Raw genomic sequence first — 25,136 nt, 5'->3', positions numbered from 1 at the left:
AAAGCTTGCCCGAAGCATACGCATTTGGATTGAATATTGACAATGGTGATTTTTCGCAATGACTATTGCAGAACAAGTCTGGAGATGGCGATGATTGCGAACAAACTGAAAGCGCTCTGGGCGGCAGGCAGGCCTGCGATCAATGGTTGGTGCAGTATCGGAAACCCGTTCACCGCCGAGATCATGGCGGCGCAGGGTTTCGATTCTGTGACCATTGATATGCAACACGGCGCGCTGGATTATTGCAACCTGCTGCCGATGTTTCAGGCGATGCGGGCGTCAGGTGCTGTGCTGATGGCCCGCGTGCCGTGGAACGAGCCGGGGATTGTGATGAAGGCGCTGGATGCCGGGGCCTACGGCATCATCTGCCCGATGGTCAACACCGCCGAGGATGCCGCGCGCTTCGTCAGCTACCTGCGCTATCCGCCGTTGGGCCAGCGCAGTTTTGGGCCGACGCGGGTTTCGTTTGCGGCTGGGGCGAATTACGCGGGCGAGGCGAACGACAATATCCTTGGCTTCGCGATGATCGAGACCGCCGAGGCTTTGGCGAATTTGGACGCGATTGCCGCTACGCCGGGCTTGGATGGGCTGTATATCGGGCCAGCGGATCTGACTTTGTCGCTAGCGGAAGGGCGGTTGGCACCGGGATTTGACCGCGAAGAACCCGAGATGATCGCGGCTATTCAGAAGATTCTCGCCGCGTGCAAAGCCAATGGCCTGCGCGCGGGTCTGCATTGCGGCACGCCGGATTATGCGGCGCGGGCGATTGGCTGGGGGTTTGATCTGACCACGGTGGGTGGCGATGCGCGGTTTTTGGCGGCGGCTGCGGGGGCGGCTGTGACGCGGTTTCGCGATCTGACATTGGGTGAGGTTAAGGCCGAAAAGGGGGCCTATTGATGCCGCATATTGTCGTGGCGGGCAAGCTGCACCCGGCTGGCTTGGCGCTGCTCAACGCGGCGGAGGGGGTGACGTTTGATCATATCGAGGAGATTTCTGAGGCCTCGTATCAGCCGTATTTGCTGCAAGCAGACGCGATTGTGATCCGCACGCAGCCACTGGGGGCGGCGTCGGTGGCCTTGGCGCAGCGGTTGAAAATCGTCTCGCGCCATGGCGTTGGCTATGATGCGGTCGATGTGGCGGCGCTGAACGCGCGTCGGATTCCGCTGTGCATCGTCGGGGATGTGAACTCGGTTTCGGTGGCCGAGCACGCGATGATGCTGATCTTGGCTTGTGCAAAGCGATTGATCCGGGCGGATGCCAGCGCCCGGCAAGGCCCGTGGGGCTGGCGCAATCGGTTGGAGGCGAGCGAGATTTCCGGCAAGCATCTGCTGATCCTCGGCTATGGCCGGATCGGGCGGCATCTGGCGCGGATGGCTGCGGGGTTTGGCATGGAGATTCGCGCCTATGACCCCTACCTGCTGGCGCAGGGCTGGCCGGAGGGGGCGGTTGCGGCGGTGCCGACACTGGCTGATGGATTGGATTGGGCTGATGTGGTTTCGGTGCATCTGCCCAAAGCCGACCGACCCGTGCTTGGCGCGGCGGAACTGGCGCAGATGAAGCCGGGGGCGATGGTGATCAACACGGCGCGCGGCGGCACTGTGGATGAGGTCGCCTTGGCGCAGGCCTTGCACGCCGGGCAGATCGGGGCGGCGGGCTTGGATGTGTTTGAGGCCGAACCCCCCCTGCCGGATCATCCGCTGCTGGGCTTTGATCAGGTGATCCTGACGCCGCATATCGCCGGGCTGACGGCGGAAAGTGCCGAGCGGATGGCGGTGGCCTCGGTGCAAAACGTGCTGGATTTCCTCAACGGCAGGCTTGATCCGGGGCTGATCGTCAACCGGGATGCTTTGGCCTAGGGTTGGGCTGTTTGGCGCGTTCTTCCGCTACCAGATCCACGAAGGCCCGCAACGGGGCGGGCATGAAGCGACTGGAGAAATACAGCCGGGGGCCGTCAAATTCTGGCCACCACTCGGGCAGAACGGCCACCAGCGCGCCGCTGTCCAGATGCGGTTGCAGCCAGTTTTGGAAAGCAAAGATCAACCCGTGCCCTGCGATCGCAAAGTTGATCGCGGCTGCGGACGCGACCACTGTAAGCAGAAGCTTGGCCGGGGGATCAACCGTGATAACCTCGCGCCCGTTCTCAAACTGCCATTCGGTCAAGGCGCCGCTGGTAAAACGGGTGCGGATGCAGTCATGCGCGGTGATGTCGCTGGGGTGCAATGGCGTGCCGCGTGCCGCCAGATACGACGGCGCGGCGACAAGGGCAGTATGTTGCACGGCGGGCCCAATCGGCACTGCGATCATATCCTGCGCCAGATGCTCGCCATAGCGGATGCCGGCATCACAATCGGCGGCGGTGATATCGACAAGGCGATCATCGACCACCACTTCCAGCCGCACTTGCGGATAGCGCGCCAGAAAGCGATCCAGCAGCGGCGGCAGAATATCCACCATCACCGCCCCCGGCACGTTCAGTTTCAGCCGCCCGCGCACCTGTCCTTGCGCGCTTTGCGCGTCGTTCAGCGCGGCATGGGCTTCGGACAACAGCGGTGCGATCCGGGCGGCAAGGATGCGCCCGGCTTCGGTTGGCATCACACTGCGCGTGGTGCGGGTCAGCAGTGGTGTACCTAAATTGGCCTCAAGTCGGGTGATGGTTTCGCTGACGGTTGAGGCCGAAAGCCCCAAGCGGCGCGCGGCGGTGCGAAAGCCGCCCGCCTCGGTCACGGCAAGGAAGACCTGTAGATCGTCAAGCGAGGTGGCATTGTTCGACATGCCGATCAGCCTATTCGGATTTGATCGGATTATCAATTTCTACCGAACGGCTATTTAGGGCTGATCAACAGGAGCATTCACATGACCCAGACAGCCGCCGCCGGACGTTTCACCTTCCCCGGCACCGAACTTTCCGTCAATCGCATGGGCTATGGTGCCATGCAACTGGCCGGGCACCACGCCTTCGGGCCGCCCGCCGACCCAGATGAAGCCCGCGCTGTGCTGCGCGAGGCTTTGACTTTGGGCGTCGATCACATCGACACCAGCGATTATTACGGCCCGTTTGTGACCAACGCATTGATCCGTGAGGTCTTGTTCCCCTATGCCGCCAATCTGGTGCTGGTGTCCAAGATCGGTGCGTGGCGCGATGACAAGGGCGGCTGGATACTGGAGCGCGGCGCGGATTTTCTGCGCAAGTCGGTTGAGGACAATCTGAAACGGCTTGGCCTTGACCAGATGGCGATTGTGAACCTGCGCATGGGTGGGTCAGAGGATGACATTGCCGCCCCGATGCAGGTGATGCGGCAGATGCAGGACGAAGGCCTGATCGCGCATATCGGCGTCAGCACGGTGGATGCGGCCCAACTTGCCATCGCCCGCGACATTGCGCCAATTGTTTGCGTGCAGAACCATTACAATTTGGTCCACCGCGCCGATGACGCGATGATTGACGGCCTTGCAGCCGATGGCATCGCCTATGTGCCGTATTTCCCGCTGGGTGGTTTCACGCCGCTGCAAAGCGACGGGCTAAAGCAGGTTGCCCAAAGCCTTGGTCAGTCCGCGCAGGCTGTGGCGCTTGCGTGGCTGTTGCAGCGCAGCCCGAACATGCTGCTGATCCCCGGCACCTCGCGCCGCAGCCATCTGCGCGGCAATATCGCGGCGGCGGGGTTTAAGCTGGACGAAGGCCATCTCGCGCGGCTGAACGCGATCGCTGCGCTGGCCTAAAACCACTGCCCCGGCTCCATCAGCCCCAGATCCATCAACTGCTGGCTGTGCCAATCAAACGGCGTGGAGTTGTGCCATTTGAAATCATGGATATCAAAGCGAGAGCCCGCGTTTGAGCGCAGGGCTTTCGCGGTGCGGAAACTGACGATGGCGGTGGTGATGTTGTGGTGCCACGGGCAAGCGTAAGTGTTATATTCTTCATCCGACAAAGTGAAATCCGACCGAAGGGTTAGCCCCGGCTTGGTGCGGAACAAAGCGATGCGGTCGATCTTGCGGCGCGGCACCGGGATATGTTCTTCAAACCGCCAGCGTAACCCGCCAAAGAAATCCAACTGGCGTTCCTTCGGGTAATTGTGGTTCGCGACATCAGGCCGACCCAAAGCATAATAGCCGGATTTATCCATATGCGCGTGATCCAGTGACACCGCATTGGGGAACACATTCAGATCATCGGCGTACAGATCGACCACGTAAGACAGCATCGCGTCGCGGCGTTCTTCGCTGTGGAAGGCCAGCATTTCGCGGATCGTGCGGGTCTCGCAGAACGGGTAGAACAGATATTCGGCGTTGTAGCAGTAATACAACCAGATGCCGGGGGCAGCGGCGATCACCTTATTCACGGCTTCCACCAAAGCCTCTACCGTGGGGGCCTCATAGGGAATGCGGTGGATTTTCGCTTCGAGCTCTGCCGATACCGGAATGGCATCGGGGGCAAACAGGGCAAGCTGGACAAAGCCAGCCTCAAGATGATGGCGGATGGTGGTATCCACCTCTACCGCGTCTTCGGCGAAGATCAAGGCGAGCGGACCTTTCACCAAGGCCGTCTTGGCCTCGGCCAGAAACTGATTAAGCGACGTATACTTCATGCCCTGCCCATATGCCTCTGGCTTATTTGCGGGAGAATCCGTTAACAATCCCTGCAACGCAAGCCCCGGCGTTGCGAAGCGGGCCTGTTTGGCATAGATCAACAGCCCAGACAGGGGTGCGCCATGGCCGATCCGAAGAAATTGTTCATCAAGACCTATGGGTGTCAGATGAACGTCTATGATTCCGAGCGTATGGCCGAGGCCATGGGCGCGGACGGCTATGTCACCACCGACAGCGCCGAAGATGCCGATATGGTGCTGCTGAACACCTGCCATATTCGGGAAAAGGCGGGCGAAAAGCTGTATTCCGATCTGGGGCGGCTGAAAAAGCTGAAACTGGCGCGACCCGATGTGAAAATCGGTGTGGCGGGCTGCGTGGCGCAGGCCGAGGGGGCCGAGATCATGCGGCGGATGCCGATTGTCGATCTGGTGGTAGGCCCACAATCCTATCACCGCCTGCCCGAGATGGCCCGCGCAGGCACGCCGCAGGTCGATACCGATTTCCCACTGGAGGATAAGTTCGACCTTCTACCAGAGCGCAAGGCCAGCCGTGGCCCGATGGCGTTTTTGACCGTGCAGGAAGGCTGCGACAAGTTTTGCGCCTTCTGTGTGGTGCCGTATACGCGGGGGTCGGAAGTGTCGCGCGATCCGCAGCGTATTCTGACCGAGGCGCGCGGTTTGGTGGATAAGGGCGTGCGCGACTTGACGCTGCTGGGCCAAAACGTCAACGCCTATCATGGCGATGGCTGGACCCTGTCGCGTCTGATCCGCGAACTGGCAAAAGTCGACAGCCTCCAGCGCATCCGCTACACCACCAGCCACCCTAATGACATGGAAGACGATCTGATCGCTGCGCATGGCGATGAGCCAAAGCTGATGCCCTATCTGCATCTGCCCGTGCAGTCGGGGTCAGATCGCATCCTGAAAGCGATGAACCGCAAGCATACCGCCGAAGAGTACCTGCGGCTGATCGAACGCATCCGTGCGGCGCGGCCCGATATTCTGCTGTCGTCCGATTTCATCGTCGGCTTCCCCGGCGAGACCGATCAGGATTTTGAGGACACGCTGTCGCTGATCCGCACGGTAAACTATGGTATGGCCTATAGCTTCAAATACTCCGCCCGCCCCGGCACGCCTGCTGCGGAAAAGCCCGAGATTGACGCTGCGCTGGCCGATGCCCGCCTGCAAACCCTGCAAGCGCTGATCACCGAACAACAGCGCGGGATGCAACAGGCCATGGTCGGGCGTGAAGTTGGGGTGCTTTATGAGAAAGCCGGGCGCGAGGCCGGGCAGATGATTGGCAAGTCGGATCACCTGCACGCGGTGTTTGTGAATGACCCAAATGGCCGCGTTGGCGAGATGGTTCGGGTGAGAATCTTAGCTTCGTCGTCCAACTCTTTGGCAGGCGCGCGTATTTCGTGATTGGCGCTCAACCAGCATCGTTTCCACGCTGTCGGCAAAGCAACTTGAGTGGCGAAATTATGGCCAAACACGCAACAACTAGTCTTCAAAAAGCCATAAACCCATAGATTTTGCTTTACTTCACAAGGTCGCGTCGGCAAACCTTCGCTCATATCTATGTGAATTCCGAATGGTTAAAGGGGAGCTGCCACAGTGGAGCGTTTTTCCAGAGCAGTGCGAATGGCAATCGGCGGCGCGGCGCTGGCTGTCGGCCTGATGATGGCAAGTGGGGCGATGGCACAGACCGCGCCGCAGATCGCTGGCAAGATCGAATGGGGCGTCTGGGTTGACGACGACGGCTGTATGCACTGGTGGGCAGATGGCGGCGCCGAAGGCTATATGCTCGACCGGGTTAACCCGAAGACTGGTAAGCCGGTTTGTCTGAAGCGCAACACCTGTCTGGTGCAAAACACCGACACATTGTTTGCCACCGATAGCTCCAAGCTGACCGCTTATGGCCGCCGCTACCTGACCGATTTCTTCCAGAACGCAGGCGCGTTTGGCTACGCGATCTATGGCCACACCGACAGCCGCGCCTCGGATGAATACAACATCAAACTGTCGCAGCGCCGCGCTGCTTCGGTGGCTGCTGTTGCCCGCTCGGTCGGCGCGATGGTGGACCGTGAGATTGGCTATGGCGAGCGTCAGCCGCGCGCCACCAATGCAACCGCCGAAGGGATGCAGCAAAACCGCCGCGTCGAAGTCGTCTGCTATAAGTGGTGATGAACATGTCAAAACTCAAAGCACTACCGCTTCTGGCACTTGCCGCAATCAGCCTCAGCGCCTGTGAAGGCACCGGTCTCGTGCCCTACACGGCGGGACCGAATACGGTGATTGCAACCGCGCGGGACACGGGCCGGGATCATACTGGTCTGATCGAGGGCGAAGCCGCCATCGCCTATGACCCTGATGGTTGCCAAGGCTGGATCATGGATGACGGCATCGAAGGCTATTCGGGTCGCCGCTACGATCCGGTGTCTGGGCTTCCGGTCTGCAACAACCATTATCCGCCAGGTACGGTTCTGGGCAATTACCAGACCTCATCGGCACCGATCAAAGACTGGGTGCCGAACCGCTAATATCGGTGCGCGCAGGCTAAAATACAGCAAAGACCACGGGATATACCGTGGTCTTTTTTTATTGCCCGGTTCTTGCGCAAAGATGTCGCTGTCATCACTTTGATATCAAGACCATGCAGGTTGTTCTTGCCAGAGTCTTTGGCAGGTCTACACTGCATATAGACGTCACCTGAACCGCAAGGAGATCCCTTTGGGCATCAGCGCGCTAACGCCCCCGACCCGTTCCGAGGATATTGTCGAGACTGTCCTCGAATTTCCCGATAACCGGCTTTTGATCAGCCTCTGCGGCGAGTTTGACCGCAATTTGGCCCAGATCGAGCACCAGATGGGGGTGCATGTGCTGCGACGGGGCAACCGTTTGTCCGTCATTGGCGACAAAGGTGCGCGCGAACAGGCGGCGGCGGTGCTGCGGTCTTTATATGCGCGGCTGGAGCAGGGGCGCAGCGTGGCAGCGGGCGATATTGACGGCGCAATGCGGATGGGGCGGCCAATGCCAGATACCAAACTGGAAGCATCTGATCAGATTGAGATGTTTACCGGCGGCGGCATTGAACTGCGCACCCGGAAGAAGCCGATTGAACCGCGGACCGAGGCGCAGAAGGAATATGTGAAAAACCTTTTCGCCAATGAGATGGGCTTTGGTATTGGTCCGGCTGGTACGGGGAAAACTTATCTCGCGGTGGCGGTTGGCGTGACCATGCTGATCTCGGGTGCGGTGGAAAAAATCATCCTGTCGCGTCCGGCGGTGGAAGCGGGCGAGCGGTTGGGCTTTCTGCCCGGCGATATGAAGGAAAAAATCGACCCCTACATGCAGCCTTTGTACGACGCGCTGAACGATTTCCTCCCTGCCAAGCAGATCCAAAAGCTGCTTGAGGAAAAACGCATCGAAATCGCACCCTTGGCTTTCATGCGCGGGCGCACTTTGTCGAACGCCTTTGTCGTGCTGGATGAAGCGCAAAACGCCACCACCATGCAGATGAAGATGTTTCTGACTCGCCTTGGCGAAGGCAGCCGCATGGTGATCACCGGCGACCGCACGCAGGTCGACTTGCCGCGCGGTACGGCGTCTGGATTGCAAGATGCTGAGCGGATTCTGCAAGGGGTGAAGGGCGTGACCTTCAACTATTTCACCTCGAAGGACGTGGTGCGGCATCCGTTGGTGGCCCGCGTGATTGAGGCTTACGAGCGGGATGAAGCCCAAGCTTGAACTGGCAGCGGCACGTGATCTAACGGAGCGCGTGCCGCGCAAGCTTTTTTAGCGCTTACGCGCGGGAGGGGGGCGTTGCCCCCCGCCTGCGGCTCCCCCCAGGATATTTATGCCAATGTGAAAGCTTGAGCGGCAGGCCAGCTTGGGCTATGGGGCGGCATGGAACCACTTGTTGATATTGTCTTTGAAGATGCGCGTTGGGAAGCTTTCGGGCTGGAAGCCCTCGCCGAACCTGCGGTGCGTGCGGCTTTTGCCGAGCTGGGCTTGCCAGAGGTGGGCTTTACCCTCTGTCTGATGGGCTGCGACGATGCGCGGATTCTGGAACTGAATGGCGATTTTCGCGGCAAGGCCAAGCCGACCAATGTGCTGAGTTGGCCGTCGGAAGAACGTGGCGCGGACGCGGGCGAAGTGCCCGATCTGCCGGAACCGGGTGAGGCGGACGATCCCGAATCCCTTGGTGATATCGCGATCTCCTATGACACTTGTGCGCTTGAGGCCGCTGAGGCGGGTAAGCCCATGGCGGATCACGTCAGCCATCTGATCGTGCATGGTCTGTTGCATCTGCTGGGCTATGATCACATCCGCGCCGCGGACGGTGATCTGATGGAGGCCACCGAGGTGCGGATACTTGCGCGTCTGGGGCTTTCTGACCCATACTGAGAGCATCGGCCCCTCGGGGCGTTTTGGAACAAGGACCAATGGGCAGTAGCAACGACGGGTTACCCGCAGCGCCAAAGTCGCGCGCGGATGCCGATGAGGCCGAGGCCTCGCCACGCGGATTCTTCGGGCGGCTGTTGTCCGCCTTCAACTCCTCTGACAGCAGCGAGGGCGACGAGGAAGCGGCGGCGTTGACACCCGCGAAAGGTGGGTTGTTGGGGTTGAGCAATCTGCGGCGCTTGCGGGTCGATGATGTGGCGATTCCCAAGGTTGAGATTGCCGCCGTGCCGTTGGACATCGGCAAGGATGATCTGGTCGAAGCGTTTCGCCAACATGGCTTTAGCCGCCTGCCGGTTTACAAAGGCACTTTGGACCATCCGCAGGGCCTTGTGCTGCTGAAGGATCTGGCCTTGCAGCATGGCTTTGGCGCCTCGGGGCGGTTTTCGCTGAAGAAACTGCTGCGTCCGGTGTTGTTCGCGCCACCCTCGATGCCCGCCGCGACGCTGTTGCAGAAGATGCAGCGCGACCGGGTGCATATGGCTTTGGTGATCGACGAATATGGCGGCGTGGACGGGCTTGTGACCATCGAAGACCTCATTGAGACGGTGATCGGGGAAATCGAAGATGAGCATGACGAGGTCGAAGGCGCGCTCTGGAAGGAAGAGTCTCCGGGTGTGTTCGTGGCGCAATCCACCGTGTCGCTGGATGATTTCGAGGCTGCCATCGGCCTGACCCTGCGCAACGGCGAGGATGATGAGGATATCGACACTCTGGGTGGCCTCGTGTTCCTGCGCACAGGCCGGGTGCCGGTGCGCGGTGAGATCGTGCCGCATGAATCCGGGGTGGAGTTTGAGGTGCTGGACGCTGATCCGCGCCGGATCAAGCGTTTGCGGGTGCGCCTGCCGGGGGCGATAGCACAGGTGGTGTCCGAGCCTGCGGTACCCGAGGTCGAAGGCTAAGATGTTGCGCAGGATCAGGGCGGGCTGGCCGGGTCTGCGGGGCGTTGGCTTGGCGGCAGTGCTGGGCGTGCTGGCGGCCTGCGGGCAAGCACCGCTTGGGGCATGGTATCTCAGCCTGCCCGCCTTGGCTGCACTTTGCTGGCTGATCGGGCGCAGCCCTGCACCGATCTGGCTGGCATGGTTTGCAGGCGCGGGCTACTTTGCGGCAGCGCTGAATTGGATCGTGCAGCCCTTCATGGTCGATGCCGCGCGCGATGGTTGGATGGCCCCATTCGCGCTGGTGTTGATGGCGTTTGGCATGGCATTGTTTTGGGCGCTGGCGGGGTGGTTAAGTCGCTATAGTCGAAACGCCGCCTTGGGCTTCGCGGTTGCCCTCGCCGCCACAGACCTTTTGCGCGGCTATGTGCTGACCGGATTCCCATGGGCGCTGATCGGCCATATCTGGATCGACACGCCAGTGGCGCAACTGTCAGCGTTCATCGGGCCAAGCGGGCTGTCGCTGCTGACTGCTGTGCTGGCTGCGGGCCTGGCACTGCGCCGCCCGCTGCCCGTCGGCCTTGCTGCCGCAACCCTCGCCGCCGCTTGGGGTTACGGTGCTTGGACCCTCGCCCAACCGATGCCCGCTGACCGCCCCGTCACCCTGCGCCTTGTGCAGCCCAATGCCGAACAGCAGGCGAAATGGGACCCAGCGCTGGCGCAGCAATTCTTTGACCGCCTGCTCAGCCTGACCGCCGCCAAACCCACGCCCGATCTGGTGATCTGGCCGGAAACCGCATTGCCTTATCTGCTCGACCGTCACCCCGAAATCGGCGGTATGATCGCAAGCGCGGGCGGGGGCGCTCCTGTTGCCATAGGGATGCAGCGGGTGGAGGGTGACAAGGCGTGGAACTCCCTCGCGGTGATCGCCCCGGACGGCATGACAAGCGCCACCTATGACAAGCACCATCTCGTGCCATTCGGCGAATATATCCCCTTCGGCGATGCCTTGTTCCAATGGGCCAATATCTCGGCCTTTGCCTCGCAGGTCGGCAATGGCTACATGGCTGGCCCCGGCCCGCAACTGCTGGACCTTGGCCCGAAACTGGGCCGGGCTTTGCCGCTGATCTGCTACGAGGCGGTGTTCCCGCAAGACTTGCGCGGCACCGAGCGGCCCGATTGGCTGCTGCAAATCACCAATGACGCGTGGTTTGGCCGGTGGACCGGGCCGTTCCAGCACGCTGCCCAAGCCCGGTTGCGGGCCATCGAGCAAGGCCTGCCGCTGGTGCGCGTCGGCAATACCGGGGTGACGGCGGTGTATGACGCGCGCGGCCGCATCACCGCTAGCCTGCCGTTTGAGATCGCCAGCTATCTTGATGCCGCCCTCCCCGCCGCTTTGCCGATCACGCCCTATGACCGTTTCGGGGAAATCCCGGTTTTGGTGTTGCTGGCCGGACTCGCAGCCGCCCTGTTCCGCCCCCGCAAACGCCCCAAGCCTTGACCTTTCCGTTGGATTGGGTCTAAGGCAGGCCGATAAAACCCGCACAACGGCTTCCTGGCGTGCGTGGATAACCCAACGGAGCACTTCCCCATGAGCCGCCAAAACTACATTTTTACCTCGGAATCCGTGTCCGAGGGCCATCCTGACAAACTCTGCGACCGGGTGTCAGATGCCATCCTCGATGCCTTCCTGACCGAAGAACCCAACGCACGGGTGGCCTGCGAGACCTTTGCCACCACCAATCGCGTGGTTGTCGGCGGTGAAGTGGGGTTATCGACCGAGAAAAAGACCGCCGAGATGGTCGAGCGAGTCGAAGACATCGTGCGCGCTTGCGTCAAAGATATTGGCTACGAGCAGAAAAAATTCCATTGGGAAAAGATCAAGGTTCACAACTACCTGCACGAACAATCTGCGCATATCGCGCAGGGCGTTGATAAAGACGGCGCGGGCGATCAGGGCATCATGTTCGGCTATGCCTGCCGTGAGACGCCGGAGCTTATGCCAGCCCCGATCCAATACGCCCATGCGATCCTGAAACGCTTGGCCGAAGTGCGCAAATCCGGCGCAGAGCCGACCTTGGGCCCTGACGCCAAAAGCCAGCTGTCGCTGCGCTATGTCGATGGCAAGCCGGTGGAAGTCACCTCGATCGTGCTGTCGCACCAGCACACCAGCAAAAAGCAATCCTCCGCCGATATCCGCGCGATTGTCGAACCCTATATCCGCGAAATCCTTCCGGCAGAATGGATCACCAAAGCCACCATTTGGCACGTCAACCCGACGGGCACGTTTGTGATCGGCGGGCCAGATGGCGACGCGGGCCTGACCGGGCGCAAGATCATCGTCGATACCTACGGCGGCGCTGCCCCGCATGGCGGCGGTGCGTTCTCAGGCAAAGACCCAACCAAGGTCGACCGTTCGGCGGCCTATGCCGCGCGCTATCTGTCGAAGAACATCGTCGCAGCTGGCCTTGCAGATCGCTGCACCTTGCAGGTGTCCTATGCGATTGGTGTGGCCGAGCCGCAGTCGATCTATGTCGACACCCACGGAACTGGCGCTGTGCCCGATGATGTGATCGAGCGCGCCGTGGCCGCCTGCATGGATCTGACCCCGCGCGGCATCCGCGAGCATCTGCACCTGACCAAGCCGATCTATGCCCGCACCTCGGCCTACGGCCATTTCGGTCGCGCCCCGGAAGCTGATGGCGGCTTCTCCTGGGAGAAGACCGATTTGATTGACGCCCTGAAAGCGGCGGTTTAAGTCTAAACTCATGGGCGGCGGCTGGATGTACCACCGTCGCCGCCCGTGAAGCCCTCTACTCTGCGGCGTGACCCGTGGGCTTCCAGACCAAGGTGCATCCGCACCCCGCGCCAAGTAGACACCAGGGATGACAGCCTTGGGAGTCCGCCAAATGCCCAGTGACACCTTGCGTTACGCCCTGATCATGCTGCTGGCGGGTATCGGTATTCCGATGCTGGCGGCGCTGAATGCCCAGTTGGGCGGGCGGATTGGCGCACCCGTGGCGGCATCGGTGGTGCTGTTCGCGGTGGCCCTGCTGGCCTGCGTCCTCGTGCTGGCTTTCTCGGGTCAGGTCCATGCCCTCGCCCTGCTGCCCGCGCAACCGAAATATCTGTTCGGAGCCGGGCTGTTCGTCGCCTTCTATGTGCTGTCGGTGACATGGGTTGCGCCGCGCTTTGGCGTTGGCAACGCGGTGTTCTGTGTGCTGCTCGGCCAAATGATCGCGGCCACCCTGATCGACCAGTTCGGCCTGTTCGGTGCGATGGTGCGCACGGTTTCAGTGGCACGCGCCACCGGACTTGTGGCAATGGTCGCGGGGCTTGCCCTGATCCAGCGCGGCTGAGCTCCGGCTTGACGCCTTGAACCAGTGGCGCTAGGTCGGCCCCTTCACCGCGAGGATAGCAGAATGACCAGCACAGATGTTTCCGGCCTGACACAGCTTGGTGCGGCCACGGCTTTGCCCGCAGGCCCGGAACAGGCGGTGCTTGAAAAGGTGCCCGCAGGCCATGCCGGCACGCTCTATTGCGTGCGCTTCACCGCCCCCGAGTTCACCTCAATCTGCCCGATGACCGGCCAACCCGATTTCGCCCATATCGTCATCGACTATGTGCCGCGCGATTGGCTGGTCGAGTCGAAATCGTTGAAGCTTTACCTTGGCAGTTTCCGCAACCACGGTGCCTTCCACGAGGATTGCACCTTAGACATCGGCAAGAAACTGGTCGCTTTGCTCGATCCGGTCTGGCTGCGCATCGGCGCCTATTGGTTCCCGCGCGGCGGCATTCCAATTGATGTGTTCTGGCAGACCGGAACCCCGCCCGAAGCCGTCTGGCTGCCCGACCAAGGCGTCGCGCCTTACCGGGGCCGGGGTTGACGCAGACCGCAAACCAAGGCTAGAGGCCGCAACCCAACCACGAGGCGACCCCCATGTATGATCCCGTCGAACGCCGCAATTTCTACGGACGCGTCCATGGCAAAACCCTGCGCGCCAGCCAGAAGACCTATCTGGAGGAAGATCTCGACCGTCTCAGCCTGCCCGGTGTGACGCGGGAAGATAACCCCGAACGCTTGCCCATCGACCTCTCCCGTTTCGCAGACAAACCGCTGTGGCTGGAAATCGGCTTCGGTGGCGGCGAGCATCTGGTCCACATGGCCGCCACCTATCCCGAAGTCGGCATCATCGGTTGCGAGCCCTTCGTTAACGGCATCGCCATGCTGCTCGGCAAGATCCGCGCGGCAAATGTCACCAACCTCGCCATCCACCCCGGCGACGTGCGCGATCTGTTTGATGTGCTGCCCCCGGCTTCCATAGCCAAAGCCTTCCTGAACTACCCCGACCCCTGGCCGAAAGCCCGCCACCATCGCCGCCGCTTCGTCACCCAAGGCTACCTCGCAGCCCTCGCCCGCGCCCTGCAACCGGGTGCCGAGTTTCGCGTCGCCACCGACATCCCCGATTACGTCCGCCAAACGCTGGAAGAAGTGCCGCAAGCGGGCTTCACCCTTCTGGATCAGGGCGATCAGCCATGGTCCGACTGGCTCTCCACCCGCTACGAGCAAAAAGCCCTGCGCGAAGGCCGCCCGCCGCATTACCTGACCTTCCAGCGCAACGCCTGAAACTGCGGTCAGCTGCGCTCCGCGCGGGAGTATTTCAAAAAGAGCAAATCCAACAAGCGCCCTGCGCATTGCTCTTTCTGAAATACTCCCGTCGGAGGCACCTCCCCCTCAGCCCTCACCACGCATCAAACCCATCCCGCGACAGCAGCGCGCGCGTGCCCCCTCGATGGGGGCCAAGCGCGCAGCCCTATCAGGTCAACCGTGGACCCCGGCTCTTGCTTGCGCTATCAGGCTTGCAAATTCCGCGCAGGAGAGTGCCGATGTCCGCCCATGCCACAGCCCAACCGATGACCGCCTCGAAATCCGGGCCGCTGAAAGGCACCGCTTCGGTTCCGGGCGATAAATCCATCAGCCACCGCGCTTTGATTTTCGGGGCGATGGCGGTGGGGGAAACTAAGATCACCGGCTTGCTGGAAGGCCAGGACGTGCTGGATACCGCGAAAGCGATGCGGGCGTTTGGCGCGACCGTCTTGCAGCACGGGCCGGGGGCTTGGTCGGTGCAGGGCGTCGGTGTCGGCGGGTTTCAGGAACCTGCCGATGTGATTGATTGCGGCAACTCCGGCACCGGGGTGCGCCTGATCATGGGGACGATGGCCACGACGCCGATGACCGCGACCTTTACGGGAGATGCCTCGTTGCGCAAACGCCCGATGGGGCGGGTGACCGACCCGCTTTCCCTGTTCGGCACACAGGCTTACGGGCGCAAGGGGGGCCGTCTGCCGATGACGGTAGTGGGGGCGGCAAATCCGGTTCCGGTGCGCTATGCTTTGCCCGTCGCCTCGGCGCAGGTGAAGTCGGCCATTCTGCTGGCGGGTCTGAACGCGCCGGGGCAGACGGTGGTGATTGAGCGCGAGCCGACGCGGGATCATTCCGAGCGGATGCTGTTGGGCTTCGGGGCGCAACTGACCGTTGAGAAGACCAGTGAGGGCAATGTCATCACTTTGACCGGCCAGCCAGAACTCCGCCCGCAAACGGTGGCGGTACCGCGCGATCCGTCCTCGGCGGCGTTTCCGGTCTGTGCGGCGCTGATCGTCGAAGGTTCGGATATCTTCGTGCCCGGCGTCAGCCAGAACCTCACTCGCAATGGCCTCTATCTGACTCTGGTCGAGATGGGTGCGGAGATTGAGTTTCAGAACCCGCGCACCGAGGGGGGCGAACCTGTGGCGGACCTGCGGGTGCGGTTCAGCGACAGTATGAAGGGCATCGAGGTGCCGCCCGAACGCGCGCCGTCGATGATTGATGAATATCCGATCCTGTCGGTGGTGGCGGCCTGTGCGACGGGCAAGACGATCATGCGGGGCGTGAAGGAGCTGCGCGTCAAGGAATCTGACCGGATCGACGCGATGGCGCGGGGGTTGGAGGCTTGCGGGGTGAAGATCGAGGAGGATGAGGATACCTTGATCGTGCACGGCATGGGAGCGGGTGGAGTGCCCGGTGGGGCGACCTGTGCGACCCATATTGATCACCGCATTGCGATGTCTTTTCTGGTGCTGGGTATGGCTGCGAAAAGTCCGGTTTCGGTCGATGATGCCTCGCCGATCGTGACGTCTTTCCCGATTTTTGAGGGCTTGATGACAGGCTTGGGTGCTACTTTGCGGCAGGGTGGGCAATAGCTTTTGGATGGTCCCAACTCGGGACCATTTTGTATCTTTTTAAATCAAATGGTTAGGCTGGGCGATTTAAGGCTTTCTTAACCTTTGACGCAGCAAGCTTGACCGAACCGACAGGGCATGATCGCCTTGCCGCAACAGCGGCGGGGAGGCGGGATGAAATATCTGTATTGGGCTTTGCCGATGGCCACCGTGATCGCTTATGGCGTTTGGCGCTATTTTGCGGCGCAAGTCTATGTCGGGGATCTGCCGCCGTTTGATCTGCAACTTTACAGCTTTGAACAGGCGCAGACCTATTTGGCAGGGCTGACGCCTGCTGCCAAAGCCATCTACCTTGGTCCGCTGCATCTCGCCGATGCCCTGCTGATGTTTTGTCTTGCCACCACGCTGGTCTTACCGATTTGGTGGTGGGATTGGCCATGGTTCCTGCCCGCGATGCTCTATGTTGGCTTTGATCTGCTGGAGAATGACAAAGTTGCCGGATTGCTGCGCGGCGGGCTTTGCGTGGCCGCAGACGTGGAAAATGTGGCACTGGTGACCAGCTTGAAGTTCGCGGCGCTCGCCATTGCGGTGATCTTGGCACTGTGGGGTCTTTGGCGGATGCGGCGGGTTGCGCGTTAGGAGGCGGTGCGTGAAATCACGCACCCTACCGACGACTCTGGGCGCGGGGTCTGGTGGCGCTTGGCTTTGCGCCGGGGTATAGAGGCGCAAAGGCTCGGTTGCGGGCCGAACTTTACGCCAAAGGAAGGGCATCAGATGGGAACTTTTTATGCAGCCGTCGAGGTGTTCGACCCGGAAGGCCCGGCCAACATGCCCGATGGCGCAGATTATGGCGGCGAGGCGCGGTTTTTTGTGCTGATCGCAGAGGATTTGTCGGAAGCCTTGGCCACTCTGGCAAATTCGATTTCCGTCAATGGCTTGCGGCTGGACCGGGTGTTGCACGCCGGGGCGGTGGAAGCGTTTGAGGATGAAATTCTGCCGTTTGAAATCGACATTGATGGCATGGCCGAAACCGCCCAAGGCTCGGGCGAGATTTGTGTGTCGGAAGCGCATCCGTTCGAGCCGGACGAGTCGGATGGCGTGGCCTCGGGCTGTTATGCTGTCTGCATCGACGCGTTTGATATGGAATGGGCGGATGAGGACGAAGGCGAATATGGCGGGCACTATCAGCTTGCGGTGATCAAGGCCGAAACCGCTGCCGCAGCTTTGCAGCAGTTGGTCGAAGATTTCGAGGCCGAGGGCATTGCGATCATCTCGCTGGAAGGCTTGGTGGATGCCAAGGCGTTTCCGTTTGACGCCTATGAATTCCAGTTCGAGGAAGACGACGCGGTGTCCGAGGTGCTGGAGCAGGGCGGTATGATCGTCTCAAACGCTTACGCCTATCCGCCGGAAGCGCCGCGCAAGTTGGACAGCTAGGTCAGGGCGACTTGGGGGCTAGCCCCCAAACCCCCAGGATATTTGAGCACAGAGGATGACCATGCGCTTTACAGTGGCCATTGATGGGCCTGCGGCGGCGGGCAAGGGCACGATTGGGCGGGCACTGGCGGCGCGGTTTGGCTTTGCGCATCTGGATACCGGGCTGTTGTATCGGGCGGTTGGCGCGTTGGGCGGCGATCCGGTGGCGGCGGCGCGGGGTTTGACGGCGGCCGATCTGGAGCGCGATGATCTGCGCTCGCTTGCGGCGGGGCAGGCGGCGAGTGTGGTGGCGGTGATCCCAGAGGTGCGGGCGGCTCTGGTCGATTTCCAGCGGCGGTTTGCCACGGCAGAAGGCGGGGCTGTGCTGGATGGCCGCGACATCGGCACGGTGATTTGCCCGCAGGCCGAGGTGAAGCTTTATGTAACGGCGAGCGCCGAGGTGCGGGCGCATCGGCGCTGGCTGGAGGTCGGCGGCGATGAAGCCCGCGTGCTGGCGGAGGTGATAGAACGCGACGCGCGGGATATGGGGCGCAGTGCTGCTCCGTTGAAGCCTGCGGTGGATGCGGTGGTTCTGGATACTTCAGAGTTGCCGATAGAGGCTGCGATTGCGGCGGCAGTGGCGGTGATCGAGGCGCGGCTGTGACAGCCCGTGTTGTGCTGCATCTTCCGGGCTACATGTTGGCGCGGCTGGACGCAGGCAACCCACTGCTTTACGCTCGGATTCGCGATTGCATTGTGGCGCGGGGCGGGGTGGTTGATCTGATTGAGGGCTTCGATGGCAAGCGCTATCGCCCGGATGGCAATCTGCATATCGTCGAGAACGGCAGCGGCCAGCGCCTTGGCGTGTTGAACGCGGCGACGGCCTATCTGGAGGGATTTTTCCACGTTGATCCGCAGGGGATTCAAGCGGCGAGCCTGATTGGCGGTTTGCGCTATGATCCAACGGAGGTGGATGGGGCGGTGGCGGCGGCCTATCTGGCCGCGTTACAGCAGCGCTTCGCGGTGCCGCGACGCTCGCGCTATAAGCAGCAGAAGGCGGTCAGCGCTCTGCCGCAGGGGGCGATTGCGGTGTTCCTGCAAGGGCCAGCGCCGCAGCGAAACGGGCAGGCGTATTGCAGTTTTTCGGCGATGGTTGAGGCGGCTTGCGCGGGCGCTGGGGGCCGTCCGGTGCTGGTCAAGCCGCATCCGTTGAAGCCAGAGTTGGGCGCGGAGATCATCGCTTCGGTGCGCGCGAAGGGTTATGCGCCGATCGCCACCGACGCCAATGTGCATGACATTCTGGCGGCTTGTGTCGCCACGGTGTCGGTGAATTCCGCCACCGCCATGGAGGGGTTCTTGCACGGCAAGCCTGCGGTGTTGTTCGGGCGTTCGGATTTCCATGCCTTTGTTGAAACCGTGCGCCAACCGGGGGATTTCAGCGCGGCTTTGGCGCGGGCTTTCGCCGATCCGCCGGACTATGCCCGCGCGCTCACTTGGTATTTCGGCCAGCACTGTCTGGACATCCACGCTGACAGTTTCGATGCCCGAGTGTTGGCGATCTTTGCCGAGGCCGGCTTTGATGCGGCGCGATTGGGTCTGCGTTAGCGACGCGGCGGGGGGCCGACCGAATTGCGCACCACCAGATCGGGGCGCAGGAGAATCTCGGTTTCCTCGGGTTGGGTGTCGGACAAAAGCTGTAGCAGCAGCGTCATGGCGTGTTTGCCGATCAGGCCGCGTGGCTGGCGGATCGTGGTCAGGCTCGGCTGGATGAACGAGGCCTGCGGCACGTCGTCAAACCCGGTCACCGAGAAATCGCGCGGCACCACATAGCCGCGCGCGGTCAGGCCCAGCATCACGCCGATGGCGGTCTGGTCGTTGACGCACATGAAGGCGGTCGGCAACGTGTCGCGCAGGAACAGCTGATCGACAGCCAACCGCCCGCTTTCAATCGTGCCATCGCCGTCGATCACCATGCGAGAGGCTGCCGGAATCCCTGCAGCATCCAAGCCCGCCTCACAGCCCAGACGGCGGCGGCTGTAGGCGAGGCGGCTGCGATTCTCACCGATGAAGGCGATTTTGCGGTGGCCCTCGGCGATCAGCAATTCGACCGCCTTGCGCGCGCCTTCCAGATCATCGACGCCGACATAGGGGATGCCGCCGTTGAACACAGGCTCGAACACCCCAACGGTGGGCGGCAGGCGGGCGGTCATCGACTGGTGGCCGAAGGGCAGGATGCCGGTGAACAGGATCATCCCGGCGGCTTGGTTTGATGAGAAGAATTTCAGATATTCCATGCCACGCTGGGCGTCGTTTTGGGTATGGCCGATCAGCACGCCGTAGCCATGCGCGCGGGCTTCATTCTCTAACCCCACAAGAATGCTAGAGAAATTTGGGTCGCCAATGTCGGGGGCGACCACGAGGATCATGTTGGATTTGCCCAGCCGCAGGCTGCGCGCCATGGCGTTTGGGGTATATCCGGTCAGCGCAATCGCTTGGTTGACCTTCAACCGCGTCGAAACCGCGACCTTTTCCGGCAAATGGATGGCGCGGGACACCGTGGCGATCGACACCTCGGCAATGCGGGCGACGTCTTCGATGGTGGCGGGGGAATTCGACAAGGGGCAGGGCCTTTGGTTGCTTGCGCACAGCTTATAGAGCGGCAGCACAAGGTGCAAAGCGGACGTTGCATTGTTAGAATGTAAACCTTTACATAAAAAATGCAAAGCACTACACCTAAGGGGCGGAGAGGAGCCGCGAGGGGGGAAGTCATGGAGTCAGAGCCTAAGGGCAGTGGCGACATTGTGGTGTCTGCACGCGATGATGTCGCGTCGGTCGCGCACGAAAATCGTCAAATCGCGTCGCCTGCGCGCGGCGATATCGTGCTGTCGGCCCAGCGGATCAGCAAATCATTTAGCGGCGTTCAGGTGCTGTTCAGCGTCGATTTCGACCTGCGCCGCGGCGAGATTCACGCGCTGATGGGTGAAAATGGCGCGGGCAAATCCACGCTGGTCAAGGTGTTGTCCGGCTTTGAACAACCCACCTCGGGTGAGATTTTTCTCGATGGCAAGCCGGTCAAACTGCCACCGAATGGTGCGGCAGAGGCGCTGGGCATCGTGGTGATCCATCAGGAATTCAATCTTGCCGAACATCTGACCGTCACTGAAAGTCTGTTTCTGGGCCGCGAGGTGGCGCATTTTGGCCTGCTGGACCGCAAATATATGCGGCGTGAGACCCGGCGCGTTTTGGATATGCTCGGCTCGCATATCAGCGAAACGGCGGTGATTGGGTTGCTGACCGTGGCCGATAAGCAGATGGTCGAGATTGCCAAGGCGATCAGCCGCGATGCCCGCATTGTGTTTATGGATGAACCAACCGCTGTGCTGTCGCGCGATGAAACCGAGGCGCTGTTCAAGCAGGTGCGCAAGCTGCGCGATCTGGGCACCAGCTTTGTGTTCGTCTCGCACAAGCTGGACGAGGTCACTGAACTTTCCGACCGGGTGACGGTGCTACGCGATGGCCAATGGGTGAAAACCGCGCCGACTGCGATGCTGGATGGCGAGTCGATTGCGCAACTGATGGTCGGACGGGAACTGTCGAGCCTGTATCCACAGAAATCGGAACCCAACGTCGATGAGGCGCGCGTGTTGTCGGTGGTGGGACTGAACACGGCCCATGTCCGCGACGCGCATTTCGATCTGCGCAAGGGTGAGATTCTGGGGTTTTCCGGCATGATCGGCTCGGGCCGCACCGAGCTGATGGAGGCGATTGCCGGGCTTTATCCGCGCGTCTCGGGTGAGGTGCGGATCGGTGATGCCTTGATGCCAGCGGGCGATATTCAGGCGACCGCAGCGGCGGGTCTGGCCTATATGACCAAGGATCGCAAATCCAAAGGCCTGCTGCTCGGGTCAGACATGACGAGCAACCTGACGCTGCAATCCTTGGATCAACATGGCCGCTGGGGCTATCTCAGCCCCGCGAGTGAGCGCAAAGCTTTGGCGCGGGCGCGGCGGCGGTTTGACATTCGGGTGCGCGATGCCTCTGTGGTGGCGGGGCGGATGTCGGGCGGCAATCAGCAAAAGCTGCTGCTCGCCAAGGTGATGGAGATCACCCCGAAAATCCTGATCATCGACGAGCCGACGCGTGGCATCGACGTCGGCACCAAGCAGCAGATTTACCATTTCATCGCGGCTTTGGCGCGCGAGGGTTGTTCGGTGATCGTGGTGTCGTCGGAGATGCCTGAAATCATTGGGCTTTGCACCCGGATCGTCGTGATGCGGGCGGGCCGGATCGTCGGCGTGCTGGAGGGCGATGAGATTAATGAGCAGGAAATCATGCGCTACTCGGCAGGGTTGAAGCAAAAGGCTGTGGCTTGAGATGGGGGCGAATGTGACAACTGAAGATCAGGTGGGACCAAAGCGACGCTGGCAGGATGTAGACTTGCGCGCGGTGGCCCCGTTTGTGGCGCTGGCGCTTTTGCTGCTGTTGGGGGCGATGGTGAATTCCAACTTCATCAGCCTGAATAATCTGGCCAATGTCGCCACCCGCAGTGCCTTTATCGCGCTGATCGCGGTGGGGGCGACCTTTGTGATTTCCTCGGGCGATCTGGATTTGTCGGTGGGCTCGATGGTGGCGTTTGTCGCCAGCCTGATGATCCTGTTCATGAATTCCAACGCGATTGCAGACCCCGGCATGATGATTGCCGCCGCGATGCTGCTGGCGCTGGTGGTGGGGGCGTTGTGCGGGCTGGCGAACGGATTGATAACCACAGTCGGCAAGATAGAACCCTTCATCGCCACTTTGGGCACCATGGGCATCTATCGCGGCTTGACCACTTGGCTTTCTCAAGGCGGGGCAATCACCCTGCAATCGGCAGAACAGCAAGACCTGTATCGCCCAGCCTATTTCGGCGTGATCTTGGGCGTGCCAGTGCCGATCATTGTCGTGCTGGCTGTGACTTCGGTTGCCGCCTTCGTGCTGTATCGGATGCGCTATGGCCGCCATGTTGTGGCGGTTGGCTCTAACCCCAATGTCGCGCGCTATTCCGGCATCAAGGTGGACCGCGTCCGCACCACCGCTTTCGTCATCCAAGGCGTCTGTGTTGCCATCGCGGTGATGCTCTATGTGCCGCGTTTGGGGTCCACTTCGGCCACCACCGGGATTTTGTGGGAGTTGCAGGCGATCACCGCTGTCGTCATCGGCGGCACCGCGCTGAAGGGGGGCGCAAGCCGGGTTTGGGGCACCATTTGCGGCGCGTTCATCTTGGAATTGGTGGGCAATATCATGCTGCTATCCAATTTCATCAGTGAATACCTGATCGGCGCGATCCAAGGCGCGATCATCATCATCGCCATGCTGGTGCAACGATCACTGGTGCGGAAATCGTGAAATAACTGGCCGGGGCGTGGGTCGCCCGGTCATTCACTGCCAGACCCAACCAAAGGGAGGAATAAAATGCGTAAAGGACTACTTAGCCTTGTGACCGTCGCCGGATTGGCGCTGGGCAGCACGGCGGGCTTTGCCGAGGACAAAGCCTATACGATTGGTGTCTCGATCCCCGCAGCCGATCATGGCTGGACCTCTGGCGTGGTGTTCCATGCCAACCGCGTGGCCGAAGTGTTGATGGCGCAGCATCCGGGGCTGAATATCATCGTCAAAACTTCGCCCGATCCGGCAAGCCAAGCGAACGCGCTGCAAGATCTTGAAACCCAAGGCATTGACGCGCTGGTGATCCTGCCAAGCGACCCCGATCCGCTGGTGAACTCGATCAAAGAGATCAAATCCAAGGGCACCTTTGTGACCATCGTTGACCGTGCGCCTTCGGTGAATGACGACTCGGTGCGCGATCTCTATATCGCTGGCAACAACTATTCCTTGGGCGAAACCGCAGGCAATTACATCAAAGCCACCACCCCGGACGCCGAAGTTGTGGTGATCCGTGGCCTGCCAATCCCGATTGATCAGACCCGTCAGGATGGCTTTGACAAGGCCATCGAAGGTTCGGGCGTGAAGGTGCTGGACCGTCAGTTCGGCAACTGGAACCGTGATGACGCCTTCAAAGTCATGCAGGATTACCTGACCAAGTTTCCGAAAATCGACGTGGTTTGGTGCCAGGATGATGACATGGCCGTCGGCGTGTTGCAGGCGATTGAGCAATCGGGCCGCACCGACATTCAATATGTCGTAGCGGGCGCTGGGTCGAAAGACATGATCAAGAAAGTCATGGATGGCGACAAGATGATTCCGGTCGACGTGCTCTATCCGCCAGCCATGGTCGGCACCGCGCTGGAGATGACCGTCGCTAACCTCTACGGCCAAGTGCCGATGCGCGGCACTTTCACCTTGGATGCGACGCTGATCACCAAAGACAACGCGAGCGCCTACTACTTCCCCGACTCGCCGTTCTAAGGCTGGGGTTAAATGAATGACACGCGCCTGCCCATTCATTTGGGCAGGCGTTTTGATATTCAAGGCCCCTTCCCCCATCCCGCCTGCCAAGCAAACCACCCAAGCCCGGAATCAAGGGCGAAGCCCGCCGGACAGCGCCCGACCGCCCCCTCGGGCGGGCGCTATTGACAAGTCTCGCCTAGAACCTCTGGGGAGGGAGCTGAACCATAAAGTGCCTAGAACCAGCGTTGCAGCGCCCGCCCGGTGGTCAGGCGCTGCCCTGTGGTGATGCTTTATGCCATCTAACCTAAAGGGCGTAAGCCAGTCAGCTACCCCAACGGATTACGTTGTTAGGGCAAGTTCAAACCCAAAAATGTCACGGCAATACCGATCAACCTTAGCTTCAAGTCGACCTTGCGGTGTTTCGCAGTACCTGCGTGCTGCACCTTCCTTCGCCCAAGCTGCGGAGGACCCTCGCGCCGTTGGATGGCGCTCGTGCAAAACGGGTTTTTTCAAGTTGAATCTATCAAGAAGATGCCGCGCGCGATTGCCAAAGGCTACAACGTGATCTGGCTTGAACAATTCCACTTCGCGAAGCAATACCTTGCCACAAATGTCATAGAGCTGCGGATCAATGGGCGCTTCCTTCGCATACAGCTTCATCGCGTCAGTCACCCAGACATCATAGCCATTCTCAACACAGCGCCGGATCAACTGCCAGAGAACGCCATAATGGCGACGAGACTGGCGCAAGTAATCACTGTCAATTCCAAAGAAAGTGCCAACGGTGATGCCCGTTTGAACGCCATTGCGGAGAGGGTCTTGCGCGCAAAACATCACGCGACCGCGCGTTGTGCGGTCTGCGGATAGCAAACACGGCAGATCGTAGCCAGCGACATGATTGTCGAATGTTGCTAGAAGATCATTCGCATAGGCCTCGGTGGGAACGACAGGCATATTTCGCCCTTGGGCATGACCCTCATGGAAATCCATGCGAAGGCCATCTGAGATTGCCGCCAACGCCTCGGGTTTGAACAGCAATTCTTGCGATACAATCAGGTCTTGCCATGCAGCACGATTGAACAAGATATCCGCGTCATATTTCATTGGTATTGTCCTTTGGGCGTTGGGGAATACTTTGGCACTCAGTCCAAACCTTAACAACTCCCTAACACCCGCCCCCTAACCCCTTGAAATC

26 protein-coding genes and 1 riboswitch are annotated in these 25,136 nt (G+C 60.9%); of the genes, 22 read left to right on the top strand and 4 right to left on the bottom strand.

All coding sequences use genetic code 11. The features are described from left to right. Positions 1–90: 90 nt before the first annotated feature. Complete coding sequence (locus tag ACS5RD_RS02230; protein WP_489929802.1) at positions 91–897, top strand: HpcH/HpaI aldolase family protein; 807 nt, start codon at positions 91–93, stop codon at positions 895–897. Continuing rightward, on the top strand, positions 897–1,856 hold the full coding sequence (locus tag ACS5RD_RS02225; RefSeq protein ID WP_489929801.1) for a hydroxyacid dehydrogenase: 960 nt from the start codon (positions 897–899) through the stop codon (positions 1,854–1,856). Before ACS5RD_RS02230 ends, ACS5RD_RS02225 begins: the two co-directional genes overlap by 1 nt. Here ACS5RD_RS02225 and ACS5RD_RS02220 read toward each other — a convergent pair. Further along, complete coding sequence (locus ACS5RD_RS02220; RefSeq protein WP_489929800.1) at positions 1,834–2,772, bottom strand: LysR family transcriptional regulator; 939 nt, start codon at positions 2,770–2,772, stop codon at positions 1,834–1,836. The two genes, ACS5RD_RS02225 and ACS5RD_RS02220, sit on opposite strands and share 23 nt — an antisense overlap. 81 nt (positions 2,773–2,853) lie before the next feature. On the opposite strand from ACS5RD_RS02220, the gene ACS5RD_RS02215 reads away from it, so the two are divergent. Further along, positions 2,854–3,717 carry an oxidoreductase gene (locus tag ACS5RD_RS02215; protein ID WP_489929799.1) on the top strand — a complete coding sequence of 288 codons (864 nt, stop codon included), beginning with the start codon at positions 2,854–2,856 and terminating at the stop codon, positions 3,715–3,717. Here the strand turns inward: ACS5RD_RS02215 and ACS5RD_RS02210 are convergent. Further along, positions 3,714–4,583 carry a glycosyltransferase family protein gene (locus ACS5RD_RS02210; protein ID WP_489929798.1) on the bottom strand — a complete coding sequence of 290 codons (870 nt, stop codon included), beginning with the start codon at positions 4,581–4,583 and terminating at the stop codon, positions 3,714–3,716. The genes ACS5RD_RS02215 and ACS5RD_RS02210 overlap by 4 nt on opposite strands. Positions 4,584–4,706: 123 nt before the next feature. On the opposite strand from ACS5RD_RS02210, the gene miaB reads away from it, so the two are divergent. The 16 genes from miaB (at position 4,707) to ACS5RD_RS02130 (ending at position 19,159) form a co-directional block, all read left to right on the top strand. Continuing rightward, positions 4,707–6,005 carry a tRNA (N6-isopentenyl adenosine(37)-C2)-methylthiotransferase MiaB gene (miaB, locus tag ACS5RD_RS02205; protein ID WP_489929797.1) on the top strand — a complete coding sequence of 433 codons (1,299 nt, stop codon included), beginning with the start codon at positions 4,707–4,709 and terminating at the stop codon, positions 6,003–6,005. 219 nt (positions 6,006–6,224) lie between these two features. Continuing rightward, positions 6,225–6,767, top strand: coding sequence for an OmpA family protein (locus ACS5RD_RS02200; RefSeq protein ID WP_054004478.1), 543 nt, complete (start codon positions 6,225–6,227; stop codon positions 6,765–6,767). Between the two features lie 5 nt (positions 6,768–6,772). Then, on the top strand, positions 6,773–7,123 hold the full coding sequence (locus ACS5RD_RS02195) for a hypothetical protein (RefSeq protein WP_489929796.1): 351 nt from the start codon (positions 6,773–6,775) through the stop codon (positions 7,121–7,123). Between the two features lie 190 nt (positions 7,124–7,313). Beyond that, positions 7,314–8,330 carry a PhoH family protein gene (locus ACS5RD_RS02190; protein WP_489929795.1) on the top strand — a complete coding sequence of 339 codons (1,017 nt, stop codon included), beginning with the start codon at positions 7,314–7,316 and terminating at the stop codon, positions 8,328–8,330. A 159-nt stretch (positions 8,331–8,489) separates the two neighbouring features. Then, on the top strand, positions 8,490–8,990 hold the full coding sequence (ybeY, locus tag ACS5RD_RS02185; protein ID WP_489929794.1) for an rRNA maturation RNase YbeY: 501 nt from the start codon (positions 8,490–8,492) through the stop codon (positions 8,988–8,990). Positions 8,991–9,028: 38 nt separating this feature from the next. Further along, a complete protein-coding gene (locus ACS5RD_RS02180; protein ID WP_489929793.1) occupies positions 9,029–9,946 on the top strand; it encodes a hemolysin family protein in 918 nt (305 codons plus the stop codon). A gap of 1 nt (position 9,947) precedes the next feature. Then, on the top strand, positions 9,948–11,423 hold the full coding sequence (lnt, locus tag ACS5RD_RS02175; protein WP_489929792.1) for an apolipoprotein N-acyltransferase: 1,476 nt from the start codon (positions 9,948–9,950) through the stop codon (positions 11,421–11,423). A 35-nt stretch (positions 11,424–11,458) separates the two neighbouring features. Continuing rightward, positions 11,459–11,506, top strand: a riboswitch (SAM-SAH riboswitch). Between the two features lie 7 nt (positions 11,507–11,513). Then, positions 11,514–12,680, top strand: coding sequence for a methionine adenosyltransferase (gene metK / locus ACS5RD_RS02170; protein ID WP_489929791.1), 1,167 nt, complete (start codon positions 11,514–11,516; stop codon positions 12,678–12,680). Positions 12,681–12,831: 151 nt separating this feature from the next. Next, positions 12,832–13,281 carry a DMT family transporter gene (locus ACS5RD_RS02165; RefSeq protein ID WP_054004521.1) on the top strand — a complete coding sequence of 150 codons (450 nt, stop codon included), beginning with the start codon at positions 12,832–12,834 and terminating at the stop codon, positions 13,279–13,281. A 63-nt stretch (positions 13,282–13,344) separates the two neighbouring features. Further along, positions 13,345–13,809, top strand: coding sequence for a preQ(1) synthase (queF, locus tag ACS5RD_RS02160; protein WP_489929790.1), 465 nt, complete (start codon positions 13,345–13,347; stop codon positions 13,807–13,809). A gap of 53 nt (positions 13,810–13,862) precedes the next feature. Further along, positions 13,863–14,549, top strand: a complete 687-nt coding sequence (gene trmB, locus ACS5RD_RS02155) for a tRNA (guanine(46)-N(7))-methyltransferase TrmB (protein ID WP_489929789.1) — start codon at positions 13,863–13,865, stop codon at positions 14,547–14,549. A gap of 260 nt (positions 14,550–14,809) precedes the next feature. After that, entirely contained in the window at positions 14,810–16,162 is a 1,353-nt protein-coding gene (aroA, locus tag ACS5RD_RS02150) for a 3-phosphoshikimate 1-carboxyvinyltransferase (protein WP_489929788.1), read from the top strand. A 153-nt stretch (positions 16,163–16,315) separates the two neighbouring features. Next, the gene (locus ACS5RD_RS02145; RefSeq protein ID WP_489929787.1) at positions 16,316–16,780 is read left to right on the top strand and encodes a hypothetical protein; all 465 of its coding nucleotides are present in this window, start codon (positions 16,316–16,318) and stop codon (positions 16,778–16,780) included. A 135-nt stretch (positions 16,781–16,915) separates the two neighbouring features. After that, complete coding sequence (locus tag ACS5RD_RS02140) at positions 16,916–17,575, top strand: hypothetical protein (RefSeq protein ID WP_489929786.1); 660 nt, start codon at positions 16,916–16,918, stop codon at positions 17,573–17,575. 61 nt (positions 17,576–17,636) lie between these two features. After that, positions 17,637–18,218: a (d)CMP kinase gene (locus tag ACS5RD_RS02135; RefSeq protein WP_489929785.1), complete on the top strand. Its 582-nt coding sequence runs from the start codon at positions 17,637–17,639 to the stop codon at positions 18,216–18,218. Further along, on the top strand, positions 18,215–19,159 hold the full coding sequence (locus ACS5RD_RS02130) for a hypothetical protein (protein WP_489929784.1): 945 nt from the start codon (positions 18,215–18,217) through the stop codon (positions 19,157–19,159). The genes ACS5RD_RS02135 and ACS5RD_RS02130 overlap by 4 nt, the downstream gene beginning before the upstream one ends. Here ACS5RD_RS02130 and ACS5RD_RS02125 read toward each other — a convergent pair. Beyond that, complete coding sequence (locus ACS5RD_RS02125) at positions 19,156–20,172, bottom strand: LacI family DNA-binding transcriptional regulator (protein ID WP_489929783.1); 1,017 nt, start codon at positions 20,170–20,172, stop codon at positions 19,156–19,158. The genes ACS5RD_RS02130 and ACS5RD_RS02125 overlap by 4 nt on opposite strands. A 150-nt stretch (positions 20,173–20,322) precedes the next feature. Between ACS5RD_RS02125 and ACS5RD_RS02120 the strand changes: the two genes are divergently transcribed. The 3 genes from ACS5RD_RS02120 (at position 20,323) to ACS5RD_RS02110 (ending at position 23,959) form a co-directional block, all read left to right on the top strand. Beyond that, positions 20,323–21,927 (top strand): sugar ABC transporter ATP-binding protein, encoded by a 1,605-nt coding sequence (locus ACS5RD_RS02120; RefSeq protein WP_489929782.1) that lies wholly within the window; start codon positions 20,323–20,325, stop codon positions 21,925–21,927. Between the two features lie 73 nt (positions 21,928–22,000). Continuing rightward, positions 22,001–22,939, top strand: a complete 939-nt coding sequence (locus tag ACS5RD_RS02115; RefSeq protein WP_489931320.1) for an ABC transporter permease — start codon at positions 22,001–22,003, stop codon at positions 22,937–22,939. Between the two features lie 66 nt (positions 22,940–23,005). Further along, the gene (locus ACS5RD_RS02110) at positions 23,006–23,959 is read left to right on the top strand and encodes a substrate-binding domain-containing protein (RefSeq protein ID WP_489929781.1); all 954 of its coding nucleotides are present in this window, start codon (positions 23,006–23,008) and stop codon (positions 23,957–23,959) included. A 321-nt stretch (positions 23,960–24,280) separates the two neighbouring features. Here the strand turns inward: ACS5RD_RS02110 and ACS5RD_RS02105 are convergent, their stop codons facing one another. Beyond that, positions 24,281–25,045: a uracil-DNA glycosylase family protein gene (locus ACS5RD_RS02105; RefSeq protein WP_489929780.1), complete on the bottom strand. Its 765-nt coding sequence runs from the start codon at positions 25,043–25,045 to the stop codon at positions 24,281–24,283. Positions 25,046–25,136: the final 91 nt, after the last annotated feature.

The organism is Cypionkella sp. PAMC25878, assembly GCF_058135695.1.
The sequence above is the reverse complement of the archived record's forward strand: the minus strand, read 5'-3'. Positions and strand labels throughout refer to the sequence as shown.

Excerpts from the sequence above, each read along its gene's own strand:
- ACS5RD_RS02225 (WP_489929801.1), top strand. The coding sequence starts at position 897 with ATGCCGCATATTGTCGTGGCGGGCAAGCTGCACCCGGCTGGCTTGGCG.
- ACS5RD_RS02145 (WP_489929787.1), top strand. The coding sequence starts at position 16,316 with ATGAAATATCTGTATTGGGCTTTGCCGATGGCCACCGTGATCGCTTAT.
- ACS5RD_RS02220 (WP_489929800.1), bottom strand. The coding sequence starts at position 2,772 with ATGTCGAACAATGCCACCTCGCTTGACGATCTACAGGTCTTCCTTGCC.
- ACS5RD_RS02200 (WP_054004478.1), top strand. The coding sequence starts at position 6,225 with ATGGCAATCGGCGGCGCGGCGCTGGCTGTCGGCCTGATGATGGCAAGT.
- aroA (WP_489929788.1), top strand. The coding sequence starts at position 14,810 with ATGTCCGCCCATGCCACAGCCCAACCGATGACCGCCTCGAAATCCGGG.
- ACS5RD_RS02120 (WP_489929782.1), top strand. The coding sequence starts at position 20,323 with ATGGAGTCAGAGCCTAAGGGCAGTGGCGACATTGTGGTGTCTGCACGC.
- ACS5RD_RS02135 (WP_489929785.1), top strand. The coding sequence starts at position 17,637 with ATGCGCTTTACAGTGGCCATTGATGGGCCTGCGGCGGCGGGCAAGGGC.
- ACS5RD_RS02180 (WP_489929793.1), top strand. The coding sequence starts at position 9,029 with ATGGGCAGTAGCAACGACGGGTTACCCGCAGCGCCAAAGTCGCGCGCG.
- ACS5RD_RS02110 (WP_489929781.1), top strand. The coding sequence starts at position 23,006 with ATGCGTAAAGGACTACTTAGCCTTGTGACCGTCGCCGGATTGGCGCTG.
- miaB (WP_489929797.1), top strand. The coding sequence starts at position 4,707 with ATGGCCGATCCGAAGAAATTGTTCATCAAGACCTATGGGTGTCAGATG.
- ACS5RD_RS02215 (WP_489929799.1), top strand. The coding sequence starts at position 2,854 with ATGACCCAGACAGCCGCCGCCGGACGTTTCACCTTCCCCGGCACCGAA.
- ACS5RD_RS02165 (WP_054004521.1), top strand. The coding sequence starts at position 12,832 with ATGCCCAGTGACACCTTGCGTTACGCCCTGATCATGCTGCTGGCGGGT.
- lnt (WP_489929792.1), top strand. The coding sequence starts at position 9,948 with ATGTTGCGCAGGATCAGGGCGGGCTGGCCGGGTCTGCGGGGCGTTGGC.
- trmB (WP_489929789.1), top strand. The coding sequence starts at position 13,863 with ATGTATGATCCCGTCGAACGCCGCAATTTCTACGGACGCGTCCATGGC.
- ACS5RD_RS02105 (WP_489929780.1), bottom strand. The coding sequence starts at position 25,045 with ATGAAATATGACGCGGATATCTTGTTCAATCGTGCTGCATGGCAAGAC.
- metK (WP_489929791.1), top strand. The coding sequence starts at position 11,514 with ATGAGCCGCCAAAACTACATTTTTACCTCGGAATCCGTGTCCGAGGGC.
- ACS5RD_RS02210 (WP_489929798.1), bottom strand. The coding sequence starts at position 4,583 with ATGAAGTATACGTCGCTTAATCAGTTTCTGGCCGAGGCCAAGACGGCC.
- queF (WP_489929790.1), top strand. The coding sequence starts at position 13,345 with ATGACCAGCACAGATGTTTCCGGCCTGACACAGCTTGGTGCGGCCACG.
- ybeY (WP_489929794.1), top strand. The coding sequence starts at position 8,490 with ATGGAACCACTTGTTGATATTGTCTTTGAAGATGCGCGTTGGGAAGCT.
- ACS5RD_RS02230 (WP_489929802.1), top strand. The coding sequence starts at position 91 with ATGATTGCGAACAAACTGAAAGCGCTCTGGGCGGCAGGCAGGCCTGCG.
- ACS5RD_RS02195 (WP_489929796.1), top strand. The coding sequence starts at position 6,773 with ATGTCAAAACTCAAAGCACTACCGCTTCTGGCACTTGCCGCAATCAGC.
- ACS5RD_RS02140 (WP_489929786.1), top strand. The coding sequence starts at position 16,916 with ATGGGAACTTTTTATGCAGCCGTCGAGGTGTTCGACCCGGAAGGCCCG.